Source organism: Mycobacterium sp. DL (genome assembly GCF_039729195.1).
Taxonomy (GTDB): Bacteria; Actinomycetota; Actinomycetes; order Mycobacteriales; family Mycobacteriaceae; genus Mycobacterium; species Mycobacterium hippocampi_A.
The window spans coordinates 2058287-2073753 of record NZ_CP155796.1; the positions used below are offsets into that span (position 1 = coordinate 2058287).

Genomic DNA, 15467 nt, shown 5'->3' on the forward strand with positions numbered 1-15467 from the left:
TGGTGAGCGACGTCGCAGCGGGTTCAGTCGAGACCAGCGTCGAGTTGGGAGAGCGCGTCGGGCTGCGCGCCGAGCGCAGGATGCTGATCGGCGGCGAACTCGTCGAGGCGGACTCCGGCGCGGAGTTCGACAATGTCAGTCCGGCCACCGGCGCAGTGCTGGGTGGCACCGCCGCGGCCGGTGCCCGCGACATGGACTGCGCGATCGGAGCGGCCCGCCTCGCGTTCGACGCGGGGGACTGGTCCACCGACAGCTCGCTACGCAAGCGATGCCTGCAGCAACTGCAGGCCGCGATCGAGGCCGAGCGCGAGGAGTTGCGCGACGAACTCGTCGCCGAGGTGGGCTGCCCGGTGATGACGACGCAGTCGGCGCAACTGGATTGGCCGCTGGCTGAGTCGCTGAGCTATCCGGCGCACCTGATCGATGCGTTCGAGTGGGAACGGCTGCTCGACGGCGGCGGACTGTTCGGGGACCGCAACATCCGCACCGTCGTCAAGGAACCGGTGGGCGTCGTCGCCGCCGTGACACCGTCGAACTTCCCGATCGAGGTCATCCTCAACAAGCTCGGCCCTGCTCTGGCGGCCGGAAACACCGTTGTCCTCAAACCCGACCCCCACACGCCCTGGAACGCGACCAGGCTCGGCAGGCTCATCAAGGAGCGGACCGACATCCCGCGCGGGGTCGTCAATGTGGTCACCACCCCTTCCAACGAGGTGGCAGGTATGTTGGGCACCGATCCGCGCGTCGACCTGGTGTCGTTCACCGGATCAACCGCGGTCGGCCGGCTGCTGATGCGCCAGGGCGCCGACACGATGAAGCGGATGTTCCTCGAACTCGGCGGCAAGTCCGCGGCGATCGTGCTCGACGACGCCAACCCGGCGGTGATCGTGCCGACCGCGGTGGGTGTCTGTGTACACGCCGGGCAGGCGTGTGCGGCCACCAGCAGGATGCTGATCCATCGCTCCCTCTACGACCAGGCGGTCGCTGACATCACCGACGCGTATCGGGCTGTGCCGGTGGGCGATCCGGTCGATCCCGGCACCTTCGTCGGTCCGGTGATCAGCGCCGCGCAGAAGGACCGGGTGCTGGCAGCGATCGACGAAGCGCGGGCCGCCGGTGCGGAGATCACCGTGGGCGGCGGTCCGGTCGAAGGGCTGCCCGGACACCTGGCAGGCGGACACTTCGTCGCCCCGACGGTGATCGTCGGCGTCGACAACAGCGCACCGATCGCCCAGCGGGAAGTCTTCGGACCGGTGCTGGTGTTGATCCCGTTCGACGACGACGACGAGGCAGTGCGCATCGCCAACGACAGTGTGTTCGGGCTCGCGGGTGCGGTGATGTCCCGATCCGCGGAACGCGGGATGTCGATCGCGCGGCGCGTTCGCACCGGCTCCTTCGGTGTCAACGGCGGGATGTTCTACGGCGCCGACGCGCCGTTCGGCGGCTACAAGAGCAGCGGTGTGGGCAGGCAGTGCGGCATCGAGGGGTTCGGACAGTATCTCGAGACCAAGACCATCGCCCGCCGCGAGCGTCGACAGAGCTGACCCCCGCCGGGGTGAAGCCACGGCTGTGGTCTGCCCCGATACTGCAGCCAGGAAGGCTATTCCGCGGCGGCAGGGGTGAAGGTCACCGGGATCGATGTCGGGGACCGGAACGGCTGGCCGTGGATGTGCGGATCCGAATCGGTGATCAGCTCGATGTTCGAGAGCCGGGAGAGTAGACATTCGAGCGCCACCCGGGTCTCCATCCGCGCCAGGTGCAGGCCCATGCACGTGTGTTCACCGGCCGCAAAAGACAGATGCGGCACCCTCTTCCGGAAGATGTCGAACTCCTCGGAACGCTCCCACCGCTTCGCGTCGCGGTTGGCCGAACCGATGCACACGTCGATGACCGAACCTGCGGGTATCTCCACGCCATCAACCTCGGCGTCCTCGGTCGCATAACGCTGCACGGTGGTCAGCGGCGTCTCGTAGCGCAGTCCCTCCTCGATCGCCGCTCCGATCAGCTCATGATCGGCCACCACCGCATCGAACTGCTCGCGGTGGGACAGCAGTAGAAAGAGCAGATTGCCCGACGATCGGTAGGTGGTTTCGAGCCCGGCAGGCAGCAGCAGGCGCAGAAACGAGAAGATCGCTTCATCGGTCAGGCGCTCGCCGTCGATCTCGGCCGACACCAGATCACCGATGATGTCCTCGGTCGGCGCCGACCGGCGTTTGTCGATCTGCTCGAGGAAGTACTCTTTCAGCGCCGCGGAGGCTTCGAATGCGCGCTTGTACTTGACCGTGTAGCTGATCAGTTCCACCGCACGCTTGCGAAACCAGGGCAGGTCTTCCTCGGGCAGTCCGAGCAGCTTGGAGATGACCCGCGTGGGGAATTCGAAGGTGAAGTCGCGCACCAGATCCGCTTCGCCGGTATAGACGAACTCGTCGATCAGACCGTTGACGACCGGCCGCACGATCTCGGGTTCCCACCGTGACAGTGACCGGGTCTTGAACGCCGCCGAGACCAGGTTGCGGTGTTCCCAGTGCGGCTTGCCCTCCATCGCGAGGATCGTCGGGCCGATGAACAGGCCGATGGTGGAATCGTAGATCTTCGAGTTGAACACCTTGCCGTCGCGGAACACCCGGTTCACCGCGTCGAAGGACACCGCGGCGTAAAGATTCTCGGGTCTCAGCGAGTCGGGTGTCTTCGACCAGTCCATGACGGAGCCACGGAACACGCCACCCGCGTCGCGGCGACGCGCGAACATGGGATAGGGGTCGCGCAGATCGATGGGCTCATCCATCGCCACGTCCTGTACCGGGGTTTCCACGGTTGGTCTCCAGTCGGTTGTCTGCAACGACAGTTACTGTAATACTTACAGTAACTGCCTGTACAGTCGGCGGCCGTCAATCGGAGGAATCGCCCATGGTCGTGTCCCTCGGCGAAGCCCTCGAACGTCAGCGGCAAGCGTTCATCGCCGACGGCCCCCCCGACGTCGTGTTGCGGCGCAACCGGATCGACCGCCTGCTCGCACTGGTTCTCGACAACGCCGACGACTTCGCCGAGGCGATGGCAGCCGATTTCGGCACCCGTCCGAGCGCCGCAACGCTGTTCACCGAGATACTGGGCATGATCTCGGTCATCGAGCACACCAGATCCCATGTGCCGCAGTGGATGCGATCGGCCCGACTGATGCGGACGGCGCGGATGTTCGGGATGAGGGCGGAAGTCGAGCCCTCCCCGCTCGGCGTCGTCGGCATCATCGGGCCGTGGAACTTTCCTCTCAACCTCGTGGTGTTGCCGGCGTCGGCGGCATTCGCGGCAGGCAATCGCGTCATGATCAAGATGTCGGAGGTCACCCCGCGTACCGCCGAGTTGATGCGGGCCCGTGCCGGGGACTACTTCGACTCGGCCGAACTGCACGTCGTCACCGGCGACACATCCGTATCGGCCGATTTTGCTGCGCTGCCCTTCGACCACCTCTTCTTCACCGGGTCGCCCGCGGTCGGTGCGCTGGTCCAGGGGGCCGCGGCGGCGAACCTGGTGCCTGTCACGCTTGAACTCGGCGGCAAGAACCCGGTGGTGGTCTCACCCGGTGCCGATATCACCCGCTCGGCTGGCCGGATTACGCAGGGCCGCATGATCAACGGTGGTCAAGTCTGTGTGTGTCCTGATTATGTGTTCGTACCGGCCGAGCGGATGGAGGAGTTCGTCGGCGTCGCGCGCGACACGCTGCAGGCGATGTTCCCGTCCATCGTCGCCAACGCGGACTACTGCTCGTCGGTGAACGACGCGAACTTCGACAGAGTTGTCGGTCTGATCGAGGACGCCAGGGCCAAGGGCGCCCTGGTCGATTCCGTGGCACCGCCGGGGGAGATGCTGCCGGATCGCCAGACCCGCAAGATCGCTCCGACGATCGTCCGCGACGTCGACGACAGCATGCTCATCGCGACCGAGGAAACGTTCGGCCCGGTGCTGACCGTGCGTCCGTATCGGCATCTCGCCGAGGTGGTCGACTACGTCAACGCCCGCCCGGCGCCGCTGGTCTCGTACTGGTTCGGCCCGGACGACGACGACTTCAGATCATTTGTGCAGCGCACCCGCAGCGGCGGGGTGGCGCGGAATGACTTTGCCGCACAGATGATCCCCTCCGCGGCACCCTTCGGCGGGGTGGGTCGCAGCGGGATGGGCGCCTACCACGGCAAGGCGGGCTTTGATGCGTTCAGCCACTACCGCACCGTCGTGGGCAGCGATCTGCCGTTCACCATCACCGGCCGCGCTGCTCCGCCGTTCTCACGGACGATGCGCGCGACCACGGCCATGGCACTGCGAATGGCGCGCAACCGCACGCGTCGCCGGCTCAGGGCCCGTTGAATCGCCTCCGGCTCAGGCGCCGCCGGTGGCCTGCTCGCGGGCCCACCGGTAGTCGGCCTTGCCGGCCGGGCTGCGCTCGATGGTGGGCCGGAACACCACCGCTTTGGGCAGTTTGTAGCGGGCGATGACCTCGGAGGCGTGCTCGATGAGCTCTTCGGCGGTCGCCTCGGCGCCGGCGACGAGCGCGACCACGGCCACCACCTCCTGACCCCACCGCTCGCTCGGTCGGCCCGCGACCACCACGTCGGCGACCGCAGGATGGGACGCGACCGCGGACTCCACCTCCTCGGCGAAGATCTTCTCGCCGCCGGAGTTGATCGTCACCGAATCGCGACCGAGCAGTTCCACCGAACCGTCGGACAGATGCCGGGCGCGGTCACCGGGCACCGAGTACCGCACACCGTCGATGACGGGGAACGTCGCGGCCGTCTTGACAGCGTCCCCCTTGTAGCCGAGTGGGACGTACCCGCGCTGCGCCAACCACCCCATGTCGTCGTGGCCGGGTTCGAGGATCGTGCTGAGATCCTCGGAGGCGACGGAGGTGTCCGGTCCTGCGGTGAACTTGCCGGTGGATACCGCGCCGGAGGCCGACATGTGGGTCATCTGCGCACCAGTCTCCGAGGACCCCACACCGTCGACGATCATCAGGTTGGGCTTGCTGTCGATGAGCCGTTGCTTGGCGGTCGGGGTGAGCTGTGCGCCGCCGTTGGCCACCACTGCCAGTGACGACAGATCAGCGCTCGTCCGCTCGAACGCGTCGGCCAGCGGGCGGGCCATCGCGTCGCCGACCACCGTCACCGCCAGGATCTTCTCCCGTTCGACGGTGGCCACCACGTCGTCGACGTCGAGATGGTCGGTGACGGCAGAGAACACCACCGTCTGGCCGGTGTTCATCGCGGTCAGCACGGCCCACTGAGCGGCGCCGTGCATGAGCGGCGGCAGCACCATCAGCCTGGTGTCGGGGGCAGCGACGCAGCGGGCGGTGATGTCGTCGTAGCTGGTGGCCAGTTCCCCGGTGTAGAGGCTGCGGCCACCGAAGGAGGTCATGAAGATGTCGTGCTGGCGCCACAGCACACCCTTGGGCATGCCGGTGGTCCCACCGGTGTAGAGCACGTAGAGGTCGTCGGGTGACGGTTGCACCGGCGGCGGGCCGGCAGGTCCGGTCGCCACGATCGCCTCGTAGTCGACGGCACCGGGCAGGAGGTCGTTGCCGGACTCGTCGGCGATCTGGATGAGCACCTTCAGCTGCGGCAGATCGGCCAGCACCTCGGCCAGGCGCGGGGCGAAGGCGGCGTGGTAGAGCAGCGCGGACGCGCCGGAATCGGAGAGCAGGTACTGCAGCTCGCTCTTGACGTACCGGTAGTTGACGTTGAACGGCGCGACCCGCGACCGCCACGCCCCCAGCATGCCCTCGACGTATTCGGGCCCGTTGTGGGCGTAGATGCCCAGTAGATCCTGCCCGACCTCGTGACCGCCCAACTCGGAGCGCTCGGTGTGACACCCCAGGCCCCGGGAGTGCAGGTAGGCCGCGAGCCGATTCGAACGCTCGACGATCTGCGCGTACGTGAAGCGGCGATCACCCTGGACGATGAAGTCACGATCGCCGATGACGGCCGCGACGGCATCGGCGGCGGCCGGGACGGTGAACTGAGTCGACTCGGTCATGCGATGGACTCTAGACGCCCGCGCTCAGCGGGTAGACAGTTGGCCCGAAGTTGTATGGCCATCGGCCGCGGTCCGTCATCGCCTACTCCATGCCTCGATGAGATCGTCGGTGGTGGTGATCGATGCGAGCAGCGACAACGTGTTGTCGATGACGGCGTCGCAGTAGTCGTGCGGAATCCCGGCGACGGCGTCCCGTGGCAGGACCACACGATAGGCCGCGTTCACGGCATCCATGACCAGGTTGGTGATCGCGACGTTCACCGAAACGCCGACCGCCACGATGGTGCTCACCCCCAGGTTGCGCAGGATCGAATCCAGGTCCGTGCCGCCCATCGGTCCGATGCCGTGCCACCGGTGCAGCACCAGATCGGTTGGCTGAGCGTCGAGTTCGGGCACCAGTCGGGTGCCAGGGCTGTCGGGGCTGATGTCGACTCCTGCGGCGCCGAAGGCGAAGATTCTGGCGTTGTGGTTGGAACCCCGGCCGTCGGACCTGCGCTGGACCACGCAGTGCACGATGGATACGCCCGCCGCACGCGCGACGGGCAGCAGTCGGGCGATATTGGGCAGGGCTTGTCGACGGGCCGCCTCGGACAGTGTCCGCAGCCCCGCGTCCGGTCCGACGACGGCCCCCTGGCACTCCTGGGTGACGATCGCGGTGTGAGCGGGTGTCACCAGTTCGTCGAGGTCGGGCTTCATGCGGAGGTGACCGGTTGTCCCACCGGTGGCACGTCGTAGAACTGGGTCGCCCACTTCCGCATGGCCATATAGGGTTTCGCGTCGATCTTGGCCAGCGGCGGGTTCTCGACGTACTTCTGGTAGCGCCAGATGTCGCAGTCCTCCCACACGGTCTTGAGGAACTGTCGTTCGACCTTGGCGCGCACGCCGGCGGGCGGAATGTCGGAGGTCTCGCCGGGCAGCTTCGGCCACCAGATCGAATAGAACATGTCCGATACCTCGTCATCAACCGGTGTGCACGCGAAGATCAGCCGGTGGTTGGAGGAGCCCTCGAACGCACTCATCGCGAACCCCAGTCCGGAGAAATGGCTGTGGATACGCAACGCCATCTTGTCGGGGTCGTCGCTGCGGACGTCCGGCCAGCCGGTGAGGAAGCGCCATTCTTCATCGACGTGCTCCCAGTGCAGACACACCGGTGTGACGGAGGCGCCGTGCACATACCGGAAATGTGAACTGTCGGGACCGTTCTCGGCGACGATCTGCGGGTGCACCGGAACGGCGTCGGCGCGGCTGGAGAACTCCGGATACGGACGGTAGTAGGCGCCGGCGTCGGTCTCGAACTGGGGGAACTTGAGAAAGATGTCCGGCAGTTCCCACTGCGGTTCCTTGCCCTGGGGCTGGTACCACATGAAGATGCAGCCGTACTGTTCCCTGACCGGATAGGTCCGCAACCTCAAGCCCCGATTGGGGCGATCCGGCTGATAGGGGATGTAGCGGTTGGAACCGTCGGGGCCCCAGCGCCAGCCGTGGAACGGGCACTCCACACAATCGCCCACGACCTTGCCGCCGTGCCCGATGTGGGCGCCGAGATGCTTGCAGTGTGCTTCGAGGACGTGCAGTTCGCCCGACTCGTCACGGTAGGCCGCCAGGTCCTCACCGAAGTAGTGCAGCGCCTTGACATCGCCGACTTCGAACTCCGCCGACCATCCGATCATGAACCATCCGGTGACCTTCCAGGTGAATGGGACCTTCACAGATGCCTCCCTCGTGGTCGCCGAAATCGGCGCGCATTCGGAGGCAATACTGTAATAGTTACAGTAGCTTGGCAAGCGGCCCGAACAGCCGATCCCGGCGAGGAAGGTGACAGCACACGTGGACGTGATCGTCATCGGCGCCGGTTTCTCCGGGCTGTACGCGTTGCATCGACTGCGTGAACTGGGGTTCCGGGCGCACGTGCTGGAGAAAGCCCACAACGTCGGCGGCACTTGGTTGTTCAACCGCTATCCGGGCGCACGCTGCGACATCGAGAGCATCGAATATTCCTACAGCTTCTCCGAGGAGATCGAGCAGGAGTGGGTGTGGACCGAGACGATGCCGGCCCAGCCCGAGATCGAGGCCTACCTGAACTTCGTCGCGGACCGATTGGATCTGCGTCGCGACATCTCGTTCGGCACCGAGGTCGTCTCGATGAGGTACGACGAGGACGCCGCGGTGTGGACGGTCGAGACCGCAACGGGTCAGTCGTTCGTCGCGCCGTTCGTGGTGGCCGCATCGGGCATCCTGTCGGTGCCTCTGGAGCCCGCCGTCGACGGAATGGACACCTTCGCCGGGACATCGCTGTTCACCAGTCGCTGGCCTGCGGACGACATCGACCTCAGCGGCAAGCGGGTCGGTGTGATCGGTACCGGATCCACCGGCGTGCAACTGATCCCGGTCGTGGCGCGCCGGGCCGAACACCTCTCGGTGTTCCAGCGCTCACCGGCCTACACGCTGCCCTGGCGGGTCCGTGCCTTCGAGCCCGGTGAACTCGACGAGTTGAAGCGCAACTACGGGCAGATCCGCGAGGTGCAGCGTCAGCATCCCGTCGGCGCGGCCCGGCTCAGTGCCTTCTCGGTGCTGCTGGACATGCTCGTCAAGCCGCCGATCAAGGGTGCCTCCCGCGAAGAACAGGTGCGCGCGGTCGAAGAGCACGGCGTCATGGGTGCGCTCAGCTGGGGTGACATCTTCTTCGACATCGAGGCCAACCAGATGGCGGGGAGGCTCTACGGGGAGGCGGTGGCCCGCATCGTCGAGGACCCTGACACCGCCGCGGCCCTGACTCCGACGCATCCGTTCGGCTGCAAACGTCCGATCATCGACCAGGGTTACTACGAAACGTTCAACCGGGACAACGTGACCCTGGTCGATCTGCGAAAAAACCCCATCATCAGCGTCACGCCCGAGGGCATCCGAACCGAGCGGGAACTCCACGAACTCGACGTGATCATCTACGCAACCGGTTTCGACGCGATGACCGGTGCGCTGACCCGTATAGACGTCCGCGGTCGAGGGGCGATGTCACTGGCCGAATTCTGGGGCACGGAGGGGCCGTACTCGTATCTCGGCATCGCGGTCTCCGGATTTCCGAACCTGTTCATCATCCAGGCTCCGGGAAGCCCATCGGCGGCCACCAATTTCGTCGCCGCGCTCGAGCAGCACGTGGAGTGGATCGGCGAGTGCCTGTCGCATCTGCGTGCGCACGGTCACCGCACCATCGAGGCGCTGCCGAACGCGCAACGCGAATGGATCGAGCACACGACGGCGTTGGTGGCGCCGACGGTCTTGGTCCACCCGACGTGCAACTCCTGGTACAACGGCGGCAACGTCCCGGGCAAGAAGCGGATGTACATGGGCTACACCGCGGGCATTCCGGAGTACCGCAGACGCTGCGACGAGATCGCAGCGGCGGGTTACACCGGGTTCGAGCTCGGATGAGAATCACAGAACGCGCCTGGCGCATCGGGCGGGACTTCGGCGGCGTGCTGCCGCGGGCGCATGCGGCGGTGTCGGCCACCGGAGAGTGGAACCCCTTGTCGGTGAACGGTGCTCGTCAACTCGGCGAAGTAGTGCTCGACGAACTCGCGCTGTCGGGGATGACGTTGACCGCTCCGCCGCCGAAGCTGGAGCGGTCCGTCGACTCCTGCAGATCCGCTGCTGACGAGTTGTCCGGCGCCGGGTTGGCGGGTGCGAATTCCGAACCGAGTCCGTTGCACGTCGCATCCGTGCATCGCCGTCGATGGGCCCGGCACACCTACGAACAGCTGACGTTCGAGCACGATCCTGCGCTCCCGTACTCGCTGAGTGCCGAGGGTTTCGGCGGTCCCGCGACAGCCGTCGTGCACCTCTGTCGAACAGGTGAGGGCCGGCGGCCGTGGCTGGTATGGGTGCACGGGGCGGGTCAGGGCCAGCCGACCGATCTGCTGTTCTCTCGGGCGCGCCGCCTCCAGGAGGAATTCGGGTTCAACATCGCACTCCCCGTCCAGCCGGGATGCGGGGTGCGACGCAGTGCGTGGCCCGCGTACCCGAACATGGACCCGCTGGCCAATGTCGCCGGCATGATGCGCGCGGTCTCCGAGGTGCGCGCGGTGCTGCGATGGCTGCGCCCGCAGGCGAGCGCGATCGCGGTGTCGGGGGTGTCGATGGGAAGCCCGGTGGCAGGTCTGGTGTCCCACCTCGAACCCGTCGACGCCGTGGCGGTGTACACCCCGATATCCGGCCTGAACGCGATGATCGGGGCACACCTCGGCCGGTGGGGTCCATCGGTGCGGGACACCGTCGAGTTGTTGCAGTCCGACGTGGTGGAACAGCTGATGTCGGCCGTCGACTACCGGTCCGTCGAGCCGACCGCGCCGCCGGATCGGCGGCTCATCGTCGGGGCGCGGCACGACCGGATGGCCACACCGGAAGCCGCGCTTGCGCTTCACCGGCAGTGGGGCGGCCAGTTGCACTGGCATCCGGGCAGTCACGTCGGCCATCTGTTCGCCGGGGGCGTTCAGGCCGCGTCGGAACGTTGGCTGCGGAAGGTCAGCGAGTTGAGCCGTAGTCGCGAATGAGCCGCCGCCGAAGATATTTCAGCTCGGTCTGGAGATCGTAGCCCGCCGTGAGCACGAGCCAGAGGTAGGCGATGCCGTACACCGCTGAGCTGATGTCGTTGACGGCGCGTGTGACGTCGACGTCGGGTCGCACCGAACCATCGGCGACCCCCTTCTCGAGTCCGGCTCTGACCCGTCGCATGCCGACGTCGAGCTGGCCCAACGAGCGGGGGCGCAGTGCCGAGGTGCTCTTGACGGCCTCGAACGCTGCGACGAACATCGCGCGGAGAAGCTCGGGATCGTCAGCGGCGAGCTGCCCGATCCGGTCCAGGTGTGCGAGCGCGTGCTCGAGGCCGGTGGCGTCGGGGTCGAGGTCGGGGCTGAGCGCTGCCATGTACTCGCGCATGAAGATTGCATCGAGGACGGCGTCCTTGCTGCCGTATCGAGCGTGCACCATCGCCCGGCTGTATCCGGCCCGGCGGCCGATTTCCGCGGCAGTTGTTGCTTCCCAACCTTTTTCGATGATCAGCTCGGCCGCCGCGCGGGCCAGTTTACGGCTGGAGATCTCGACCCGTTCCGGCTGTGTCAGGCCGCGACTGGGGGTGGGCACCCTTGCATATTAGACGACCGACAATTATGTTACTTGCGATGCGTCAAATATGTGGCGGGGCAACTCGATGGTGACTACGGGTTCGACGAGGCATGGCGGCAGTACCGATGCGCGGCCGTCTACCTGATGGTGCTCCCCGTCATCACCCTCAACGGCTGGGATGTGTTGCCCGAGCGGTCCCGTCGGCTCTGCCTGGCTCTCACCGACCGCGCGATCGCCGCGATCGACGACATCGACGCCCTGGAGGTGTTCGGATGACCCGCTCGGCGCGGGAGGTGGTGGAACTGTACAACCTCGTGGTGTGGAACGAACGCGACTTCGCGCTCGCCGAAGAACTGCTGGGCGACTCGGTGATCCGACACGACGCGGGGGAGGAGGCGACGACGCTGACCCACGACGAGGCGGTGGCGCGCGTCGTCGACCACTGGGAGATGTTCGAGACGATCCGGTTCGACCTCAACCTCGTTGTCGCCGGTGACGACGACGAGCACGTGGCTATCGTCTACCAGTCGCCGATGACGCTGAAGGACGGCACCGAGACCACCGTCGCCAGCATGGAGATCTTCCGGGTCGTCGACGGCAGGATCACCGAGGTCTGGAATTGCGGCTACAAGCAAGGAGTTTGGGCGTGAACGAACGTGTGCTCGATGAACTCGGCTACTACCTGCTGGCCGGTGCCGGGGGTGAGGGCCCGGCCGCCCTGATGGACGAGGCGCGGCGCGGTGAGGAGTTGGGCTTCGGCACCGGATTCATCTCGGAACGCTGGAACGTCAAAGAGGCGTCGTCGCTGACCGGGGCCGCACTTGCGGTGACCAGTCGGATGCAGATCGCCACCGCTGCAACCAATCACAACACCCGCCATCCGTTGATCACCGGATCGTGGGCGACCACGATGCACCGGCTGTCCGGCGGCCGCTTCACCCTGGGCCTCGGGCGCGGCATCGCGGCGATGTACAACGCGTTCGGTGTGCCCGCGGTGACCACGGCGCAGATGGAGGACTTCGCCCAGGTTATGCGCAAGCTCTGGCACGGCGAGCTGATCTTCGGCCACGACGGGCCGATCGGCAAATATCAGGTGCTGTTCCTCGACCCCGACTTCGACGAGGACATCAGGTTGGCCCTCGTCGCGTTCGGTCCGCAGACGCTGGCGCTGGGGGGACGGGAGTTCGACGACGTCATCCTGCACACCTACTTCACTCCCGAGACCCTGCAGCGCGCGGTGAAGACGGTCAAGGACGCTGCGGAGCAGGCCGGACGCGACCCCGCCAGCGTGAAGGTCTGGTCGTGCTTCGCGACCGTCGGCGACCATCTCCCCGAGGAACTGCGGCTGAAGAAGACCGTCGCGCGACTGGCCACCTACCTGCAGGGCTACGGTGACCTGCTGGTGAACACCAATGGCTGGGATACCGCTGTGCTGAAGCGCTTCCGCGACGACCCGGTGGTCCAGTCGATCCCCGGTGGCATCGACCACAAGGCCACCTCCGAGCAGATCGAACACATCGCCACGCTGATCCCCGAGGAATGGCTGGAGCCGTCGGCCACCGGGTCGGCGCAGCGGTGCGTCGACCGCGTGCGCAAGGAGTTCGACTACGGCGCCGACGCGGTGATCATGCATGGGGCGACCCCCGACGAACTCGAGCCGATCGTCGCCGCGTACCGCGCCACCGACGGCTGACGCCGCACACGGGGTCAGGGCGTGATGGTCGAGCGGGTGACCGGTTGGGCGGCGGCCTGGCGGCTGTGGAGGCCGCGACTCAGCGCGTCCAGCAGCGCGTCCCTCGTCTCCTCCGGATGGATGAGGTCGTCGAAGCCGAGGTGGCCTGCTGAGCGGAACGATGCGTCCACCTCGGCCTGGCGCAGCTTCTCCTCGACGTCCTCGGCGGCGTGTGAGGCACGGCTGAGGGCCGCGGCGCTCATCGCTCCCATCGTCGCGCCGGGATAGGCGAAGGTGGCGCTCTGGTTGTCGAACCCGAGCAGTGACATCACCATCGAGCCGAAACCGTAGGCCTTCCTCAGTGTCACATGCAGTTTCACCGTGGTCGCCACGGTCTGCGCCGCGAACATCCGGGCGCCGCTGCGGAGCACGCCCTGGCGTTCGGAGCGACTGCCCGGCATCATTCCCGGGTTGTCGGCGAGGAAGACCAGCGGCAGGTGGAACGCGTCGGCCACCGAGATGAAATGTGCTGCCTTGTCGGCGGCGTCGGCGTCGATGGAACCGGCCATCACCCGCGGCTGGTTCGCCACCACCGCGACCGGATGACCACCGAGGTGGGCCAACGCACAGATGATGGCGGATCCGAATTTCGGCTGCACCTCGAACCAGTCCGAGCGGTCGAAGACGACATCGAGCACCGCGCGCATGTCGTACACCTGGCGGTTGCCGCGCGGCACGATCTCGAGAAGCTCAGGGGTGGGGCGCGGGCCGGTGCAGTCGTCGGCCGGCAGCGACGCCGGATAGGACCAGGCGCTCGACGGGAAGTAGGACAGGTAGCGGCGGATGTCCTCGAGCACCGCTGCGTCGTCCTGGCCGAGGTTGTGGATCACACCGCTGGCCAACGCCACGCTCGGGCCGCCGAGATCCTCTTTCGAAATCTCTTCGCCGGTGGACTCTTTGACCACGGGTGGTCCCGCGGTGAAGATCGCCCCCTGCGTGGTCATGATGGTCCAATCGCACACCGGGGCGACCAGCGCGCCGTGGCCGGCGGACGGACCGAACAACCCCGCGACCGTGGGCACCCTTCCCGAGCACTGCGCCTGCGCCAGCAGGTCGGTGGGGGTGCGCCCGTAGTGCTCTCCGCTGGGACGGAAACCGGCGCCCTCGAGCAACATCACCATCGGAATCCGTTCCCGCAGTGCCAGTTCGGCGAGGCGGTAGCGCTTCGAATTGCCTCCGGGGCCGATGCTGCCGGCCAGGGTGGTGAAGTCCTCGGCGCCCACCATCACCGGTGAGCCGTTGATCAGTCCGGAACCGGTGACGATGCCGTCGGCCGCGATCTCGCCGCCGACGAGGGTGCCGAACTCGCGGAACGATCCCTTGTCGAGGAGATGGCCGATACGTCCGCGGGCATCGAGTTTGCCCTTGTCGTGGTGCTTGGCGACGCGCTCGTCACCGCCCATCGCGCGCGAGTGATCCCGTCGGCGGGCGAGTTCGCCGAGCGTGTCCTGCCAGTCCTCGGCACCGGCCATCGGTCACTCCCGTCCTCGGTGGCGAACCGTGCGCGGGCTCGCAACGTTGACCATACTGAATTGCTTACTGTAGCTTCGTTTGGCATGCGTCCTGAAGGCGGCCTCAAGGTCGACGCCGCCGTGGTCAGCCGGCTTTCCCAGGTGCCGACCGGTGCCCGCACGCTGGAACGCCGCGGCTTCGACGGCTGCTGGACGGCCGAAGTCAGCCACGACCCCTTTCTGCCGCTGACGCTGGCCGCCGAACACACCACCAGGATCGAACTGGGCACCAGCATCGCGGTGGCGTTTGCCCGCAACCCGATGACGGTGGCACAGATCGGCTGGGATCTGCAGGACTACTCGCAGGGGCGGTTCATCCTGGGGTTGGGCTCACAGATCAAGCCGCACATCGAGAAGCGTTTCAGCATGCCGTGGAGCAAGCCGGTGGCGCGAATGCACGAGTTCGTGCTTGCGCTGCGGGAGATCTGGTCCTGTTGGCGCGAGGACACCCGGTTGCAGTTCGAGGGCGAGTTCTACACCCACACGCTGATGACGCCGATGTTCGTCCCGCCGGCGCATCCGCACGGCGACCCGAAAGTCTTTGTCGCCGCCGTCGGCGACCGCATGACCGAGATGTGCGGGGAGGTCGCTGACGGCATTCTCGCGCATGCCTTTTCGACGCAGCGGTACTTCCGTGAGGTGACGTTGCCGACGTTGTCCCGGGGTCTGGAGCGGTCGGGCCGTGTGCGGGACGACATCGAGGTGGCGAGCCCGCTGTTCGTGGTGACCGGACGCGACGACGCCGAGATGAAGGCGGCGGCGTCGGGGGCGCGCAAGCAGATCGCCTTCTACGCCTCCACTCCCGCATATCGCAGGGTGTTGGAGTTGCACGGCTGGGGCGACCTCCATACCGAGCTTCACCGACTCTCGCGTGAGGGTGATTGGGACGGCATGGGTTCGTTGATCGACGACACCATCCTCGGCGAGTTCGCCGTGGTGGCGCCGGTCGACGAATTGGCGGCGAAGATCCGGGCTCGATGTGACGGTCTGATCGACCGGGTGCTGGTGGGTTTTCCGCCGTCGGTCGATGAGGCCACAGTGGTCGATCTGGTAGCTGATCTGCGCGGCAGCGCATGACGAGGGAG

At 66.6% G+C, this 15467-nt stretch carries 13 protein-coding genes and 1 pseudogene; 8 read left to right on the forward strand and 6 right to left on the reverse strand.

Annotation, left to right across the window (positions count from 1 at the left end):
• The first annotated feature begins 2 nt into the window (after positions 1 to 2).
• A complete protein-coding gene (locus tag ABDC78_RS09860; RefSeq protein WP_347133419.1) occupies positions 3 to 1544 on the forward strand; it encodes an aldehyde dehydrogenase family protein in 1542 nt (513 codons plus the stop codon).
• A gap of 56 nt (positions 1545 to 1600) precedes the next feature.
• Here ABDC78_RS09860 and ABDC78_RS09865 read toward each other — a convergent pair whose 3' ends face one another.
• Positions 1601 to 2812: a cytochrome P450 gene (locus tag ABDC78_RS09865; RefSeq protein WP_178362049.1), complete on the reverse strand. Its 1212-nt coding sequence runs from the start codon at positions 2810 to 2812 to the stop codon at positions 1601 to 1603.
• A gap of 95 nt (positions 2813 to 2907) precedes the next feature.
• Here ABDC78_RS09865 and ABDC78_RS09870 point away from each other — a divergent pair, with 95 nt between their 5' ends.
• The gene (locus ABDC78_RS09870; protein WP_178362050.1) at positions 2908 to 4356 is read left to right on the forward strand and encodes a coniferyl aldehyde dehydrogenase; all 1449 of its coding nucleotides are present in this window, start codon (positions 2908 to 2910) and stop codon (positions 4354 to 4356) included.
• 12 nt (positions 4357 to 4368) lie between these two features.
• Here the strand turns inward: ABDC78_RS09870 and ABDC78_RS09875 are convergent, their stop codons facing one another.
• The 3 genes from ABDC78_RS09875 to ABDC78_RS09885 form a co-directional block, all read right to left on the reverse strand.
• Positions 4369 to 6021: an acyl-CoA synthetase gene (locus ABDC78_RS09875; protein WP_178362051.1), complete on the reverse strand. Its 1653-nt coding sequence runs from the start codon at positions 6019 to 6021 to the stop codon at positions 4369 to 4371.
• 75 nt (positions 6022 to 6096) lie between these two features.
• On the reverse strand, positions 6097 to 6717 hold the full coding sequence (locus ABDC78_RS09880) for a cysteine hydrolase (protein ID WP_178362052.1): 621 nt from the start codon (positions 6715 to 6717) through the stop codon (positions 6097 to 6099).
• Positions 6714 to 7730 carry a Rieske (2Fe-2S) protein gene (locus ABDC78_RS09885; RefSeq protein ID WP_178362053.1) on the reverse strand — a complete coding sequence of 339 codons (1017 nt, stop codon included), beginning with the start codon at positions 7728 to 7730 and terminating at the stop codon, positions 6714 to 6716. The genes ABDC78_RS09880 and ABDC78_RS09885 overlap by 4 nt, the downstream gene beginning before the upstream one ends.
• A gap of 118 nt (positions 7731 to 7848) precedes the next feature.
• On the opposite strand from ABDC78_RS09885, the gene ABDC78_RS09890 reads away from it, so the two are divergent.
• Together ABDC78_RS09890 and ABDC78_RS09895 are read left to right on the forward strand one after the other, a co-directional pair.
• Positions 7849 to 9450: an NAD(P)/FAD-dependent oxidoreductase gene (locus ABDC78_RS09890; protein ID WP_178362054.1), complete on the forward strand. Its 1602-nt coding sequence runs from the start codon at positions 7849 to 7851 to the stop codon at positions 9448 to 9450.
• A complete protein-coding gene (locus ABDC78_RS09895) occupies positions 9447 to 10568 on the forward strand; it encodes an alpha/beta hydrolase (protein WP_178362055.1) in 1122 nt (373 codons plus the stop codon). Before ABDC78_RS09890 ends, ABDC78_RS09895 begins: the two co-directional genes overlap by 4 nt.
• On the opposite strand, the gene ABDC78_RS09900 is transcribed toward ABDC78_RS09895, so the two are convergent.
• Positions 10540 to 11157 (reverse strand): TetR/AcrR family transcriptional regulator, encoded by a 618-nt coding sequence (locus tag ABDC78_RS09900; protein ID WP_178362056.1) that lies wholly within the window; start codon positions 11155 to 11157, stop codon positions 10540 to 10542. The two genes, ABDC78_RS09895 and ABDC78_RS09900, sit on opposite strands and share 29 nt — an antisense overlap.
• Positions 11158 to 11229: 72 nt before the next feature.
• On the opposite strand from ABDC78_RS09900, the pseudogene ABDC78_RS09905 reads away from it, so the two are divergent.
• The 3 genes and pseudogenes from ABDC78_RS09905 to ABDC78_RS09915 form a co-directional block, all read left to right on the forward strand.
• Positions 11230 to 11415: pseudogene (locus ABDC78_RS09905) on the forward strand (aminoglycoside phosphotransferase); the annotation flags it as partial.
• Entirely contained in the window at positions 11412 to 11789 is a 378-nt protein-coding gene (locus tag ABDC78_RS09910) for a nuclear transport factor 2 family protein (RefSeq protein ID WP_178362057.1), read from the forward strand. The pseudogene ABDC78_RS09905 and the gene ABDC78_RS09910, both read left to right, overlap by 4 nt.
• Positions 11786 to 12832: a TIGR03857 family LLM class F420-dependent oxidoreductase gene (locus ABDC78_RS09915; protein WP_178362058.1), complete on the forward strand. Its 1047-nt coding sequence runs from the start codon at positions 11786 to 11788 to the stop codon at positions 12830 to 12832. The genes ABDC78_RS09910 and ABDC78_RS09915 overlap by 4 nt, the downstream gene beginning before the upstream one ends.
• 14 nt (positions 12833 to 12846) lie before the next feature.
• Here ABDC78_RS09915 and ABDC78_RS09920 read toward each other — a convergent pair whose 3' ends face one another.
• On the reverse strand, positions 12847 to 14343 hold the full coding sequence (locus ABDC78_RS09920) for a carboxyl transferase domain-containing protein (RefSeq protein WP_178362059.1): 1497 nt from the start codon (positions 14341 to 14343) through the stop codon (positions 12847 to 12849).
• Positions 14344 to 14427: 84 nt separating this feature from the next.
• On the opposite strand from ABDC78_RS09920, the gene ABDC78_RS09925 reads away from it, so the two are divergent.
• Positions 14428 to 15459: an LLM class F420-dependent oxidoreductase gene (locus tag ABDC78_RS09925; RefSeq protein ID WP_178362060.1), complete on the forward strand. Its 1032-nt coding sequence runs from the start codon at positions 14428 to 14430 to the stop codon at positions 15457 to 15459.
• Positions 15460 to 15467 lie beyond the last annotated feature (8 nt).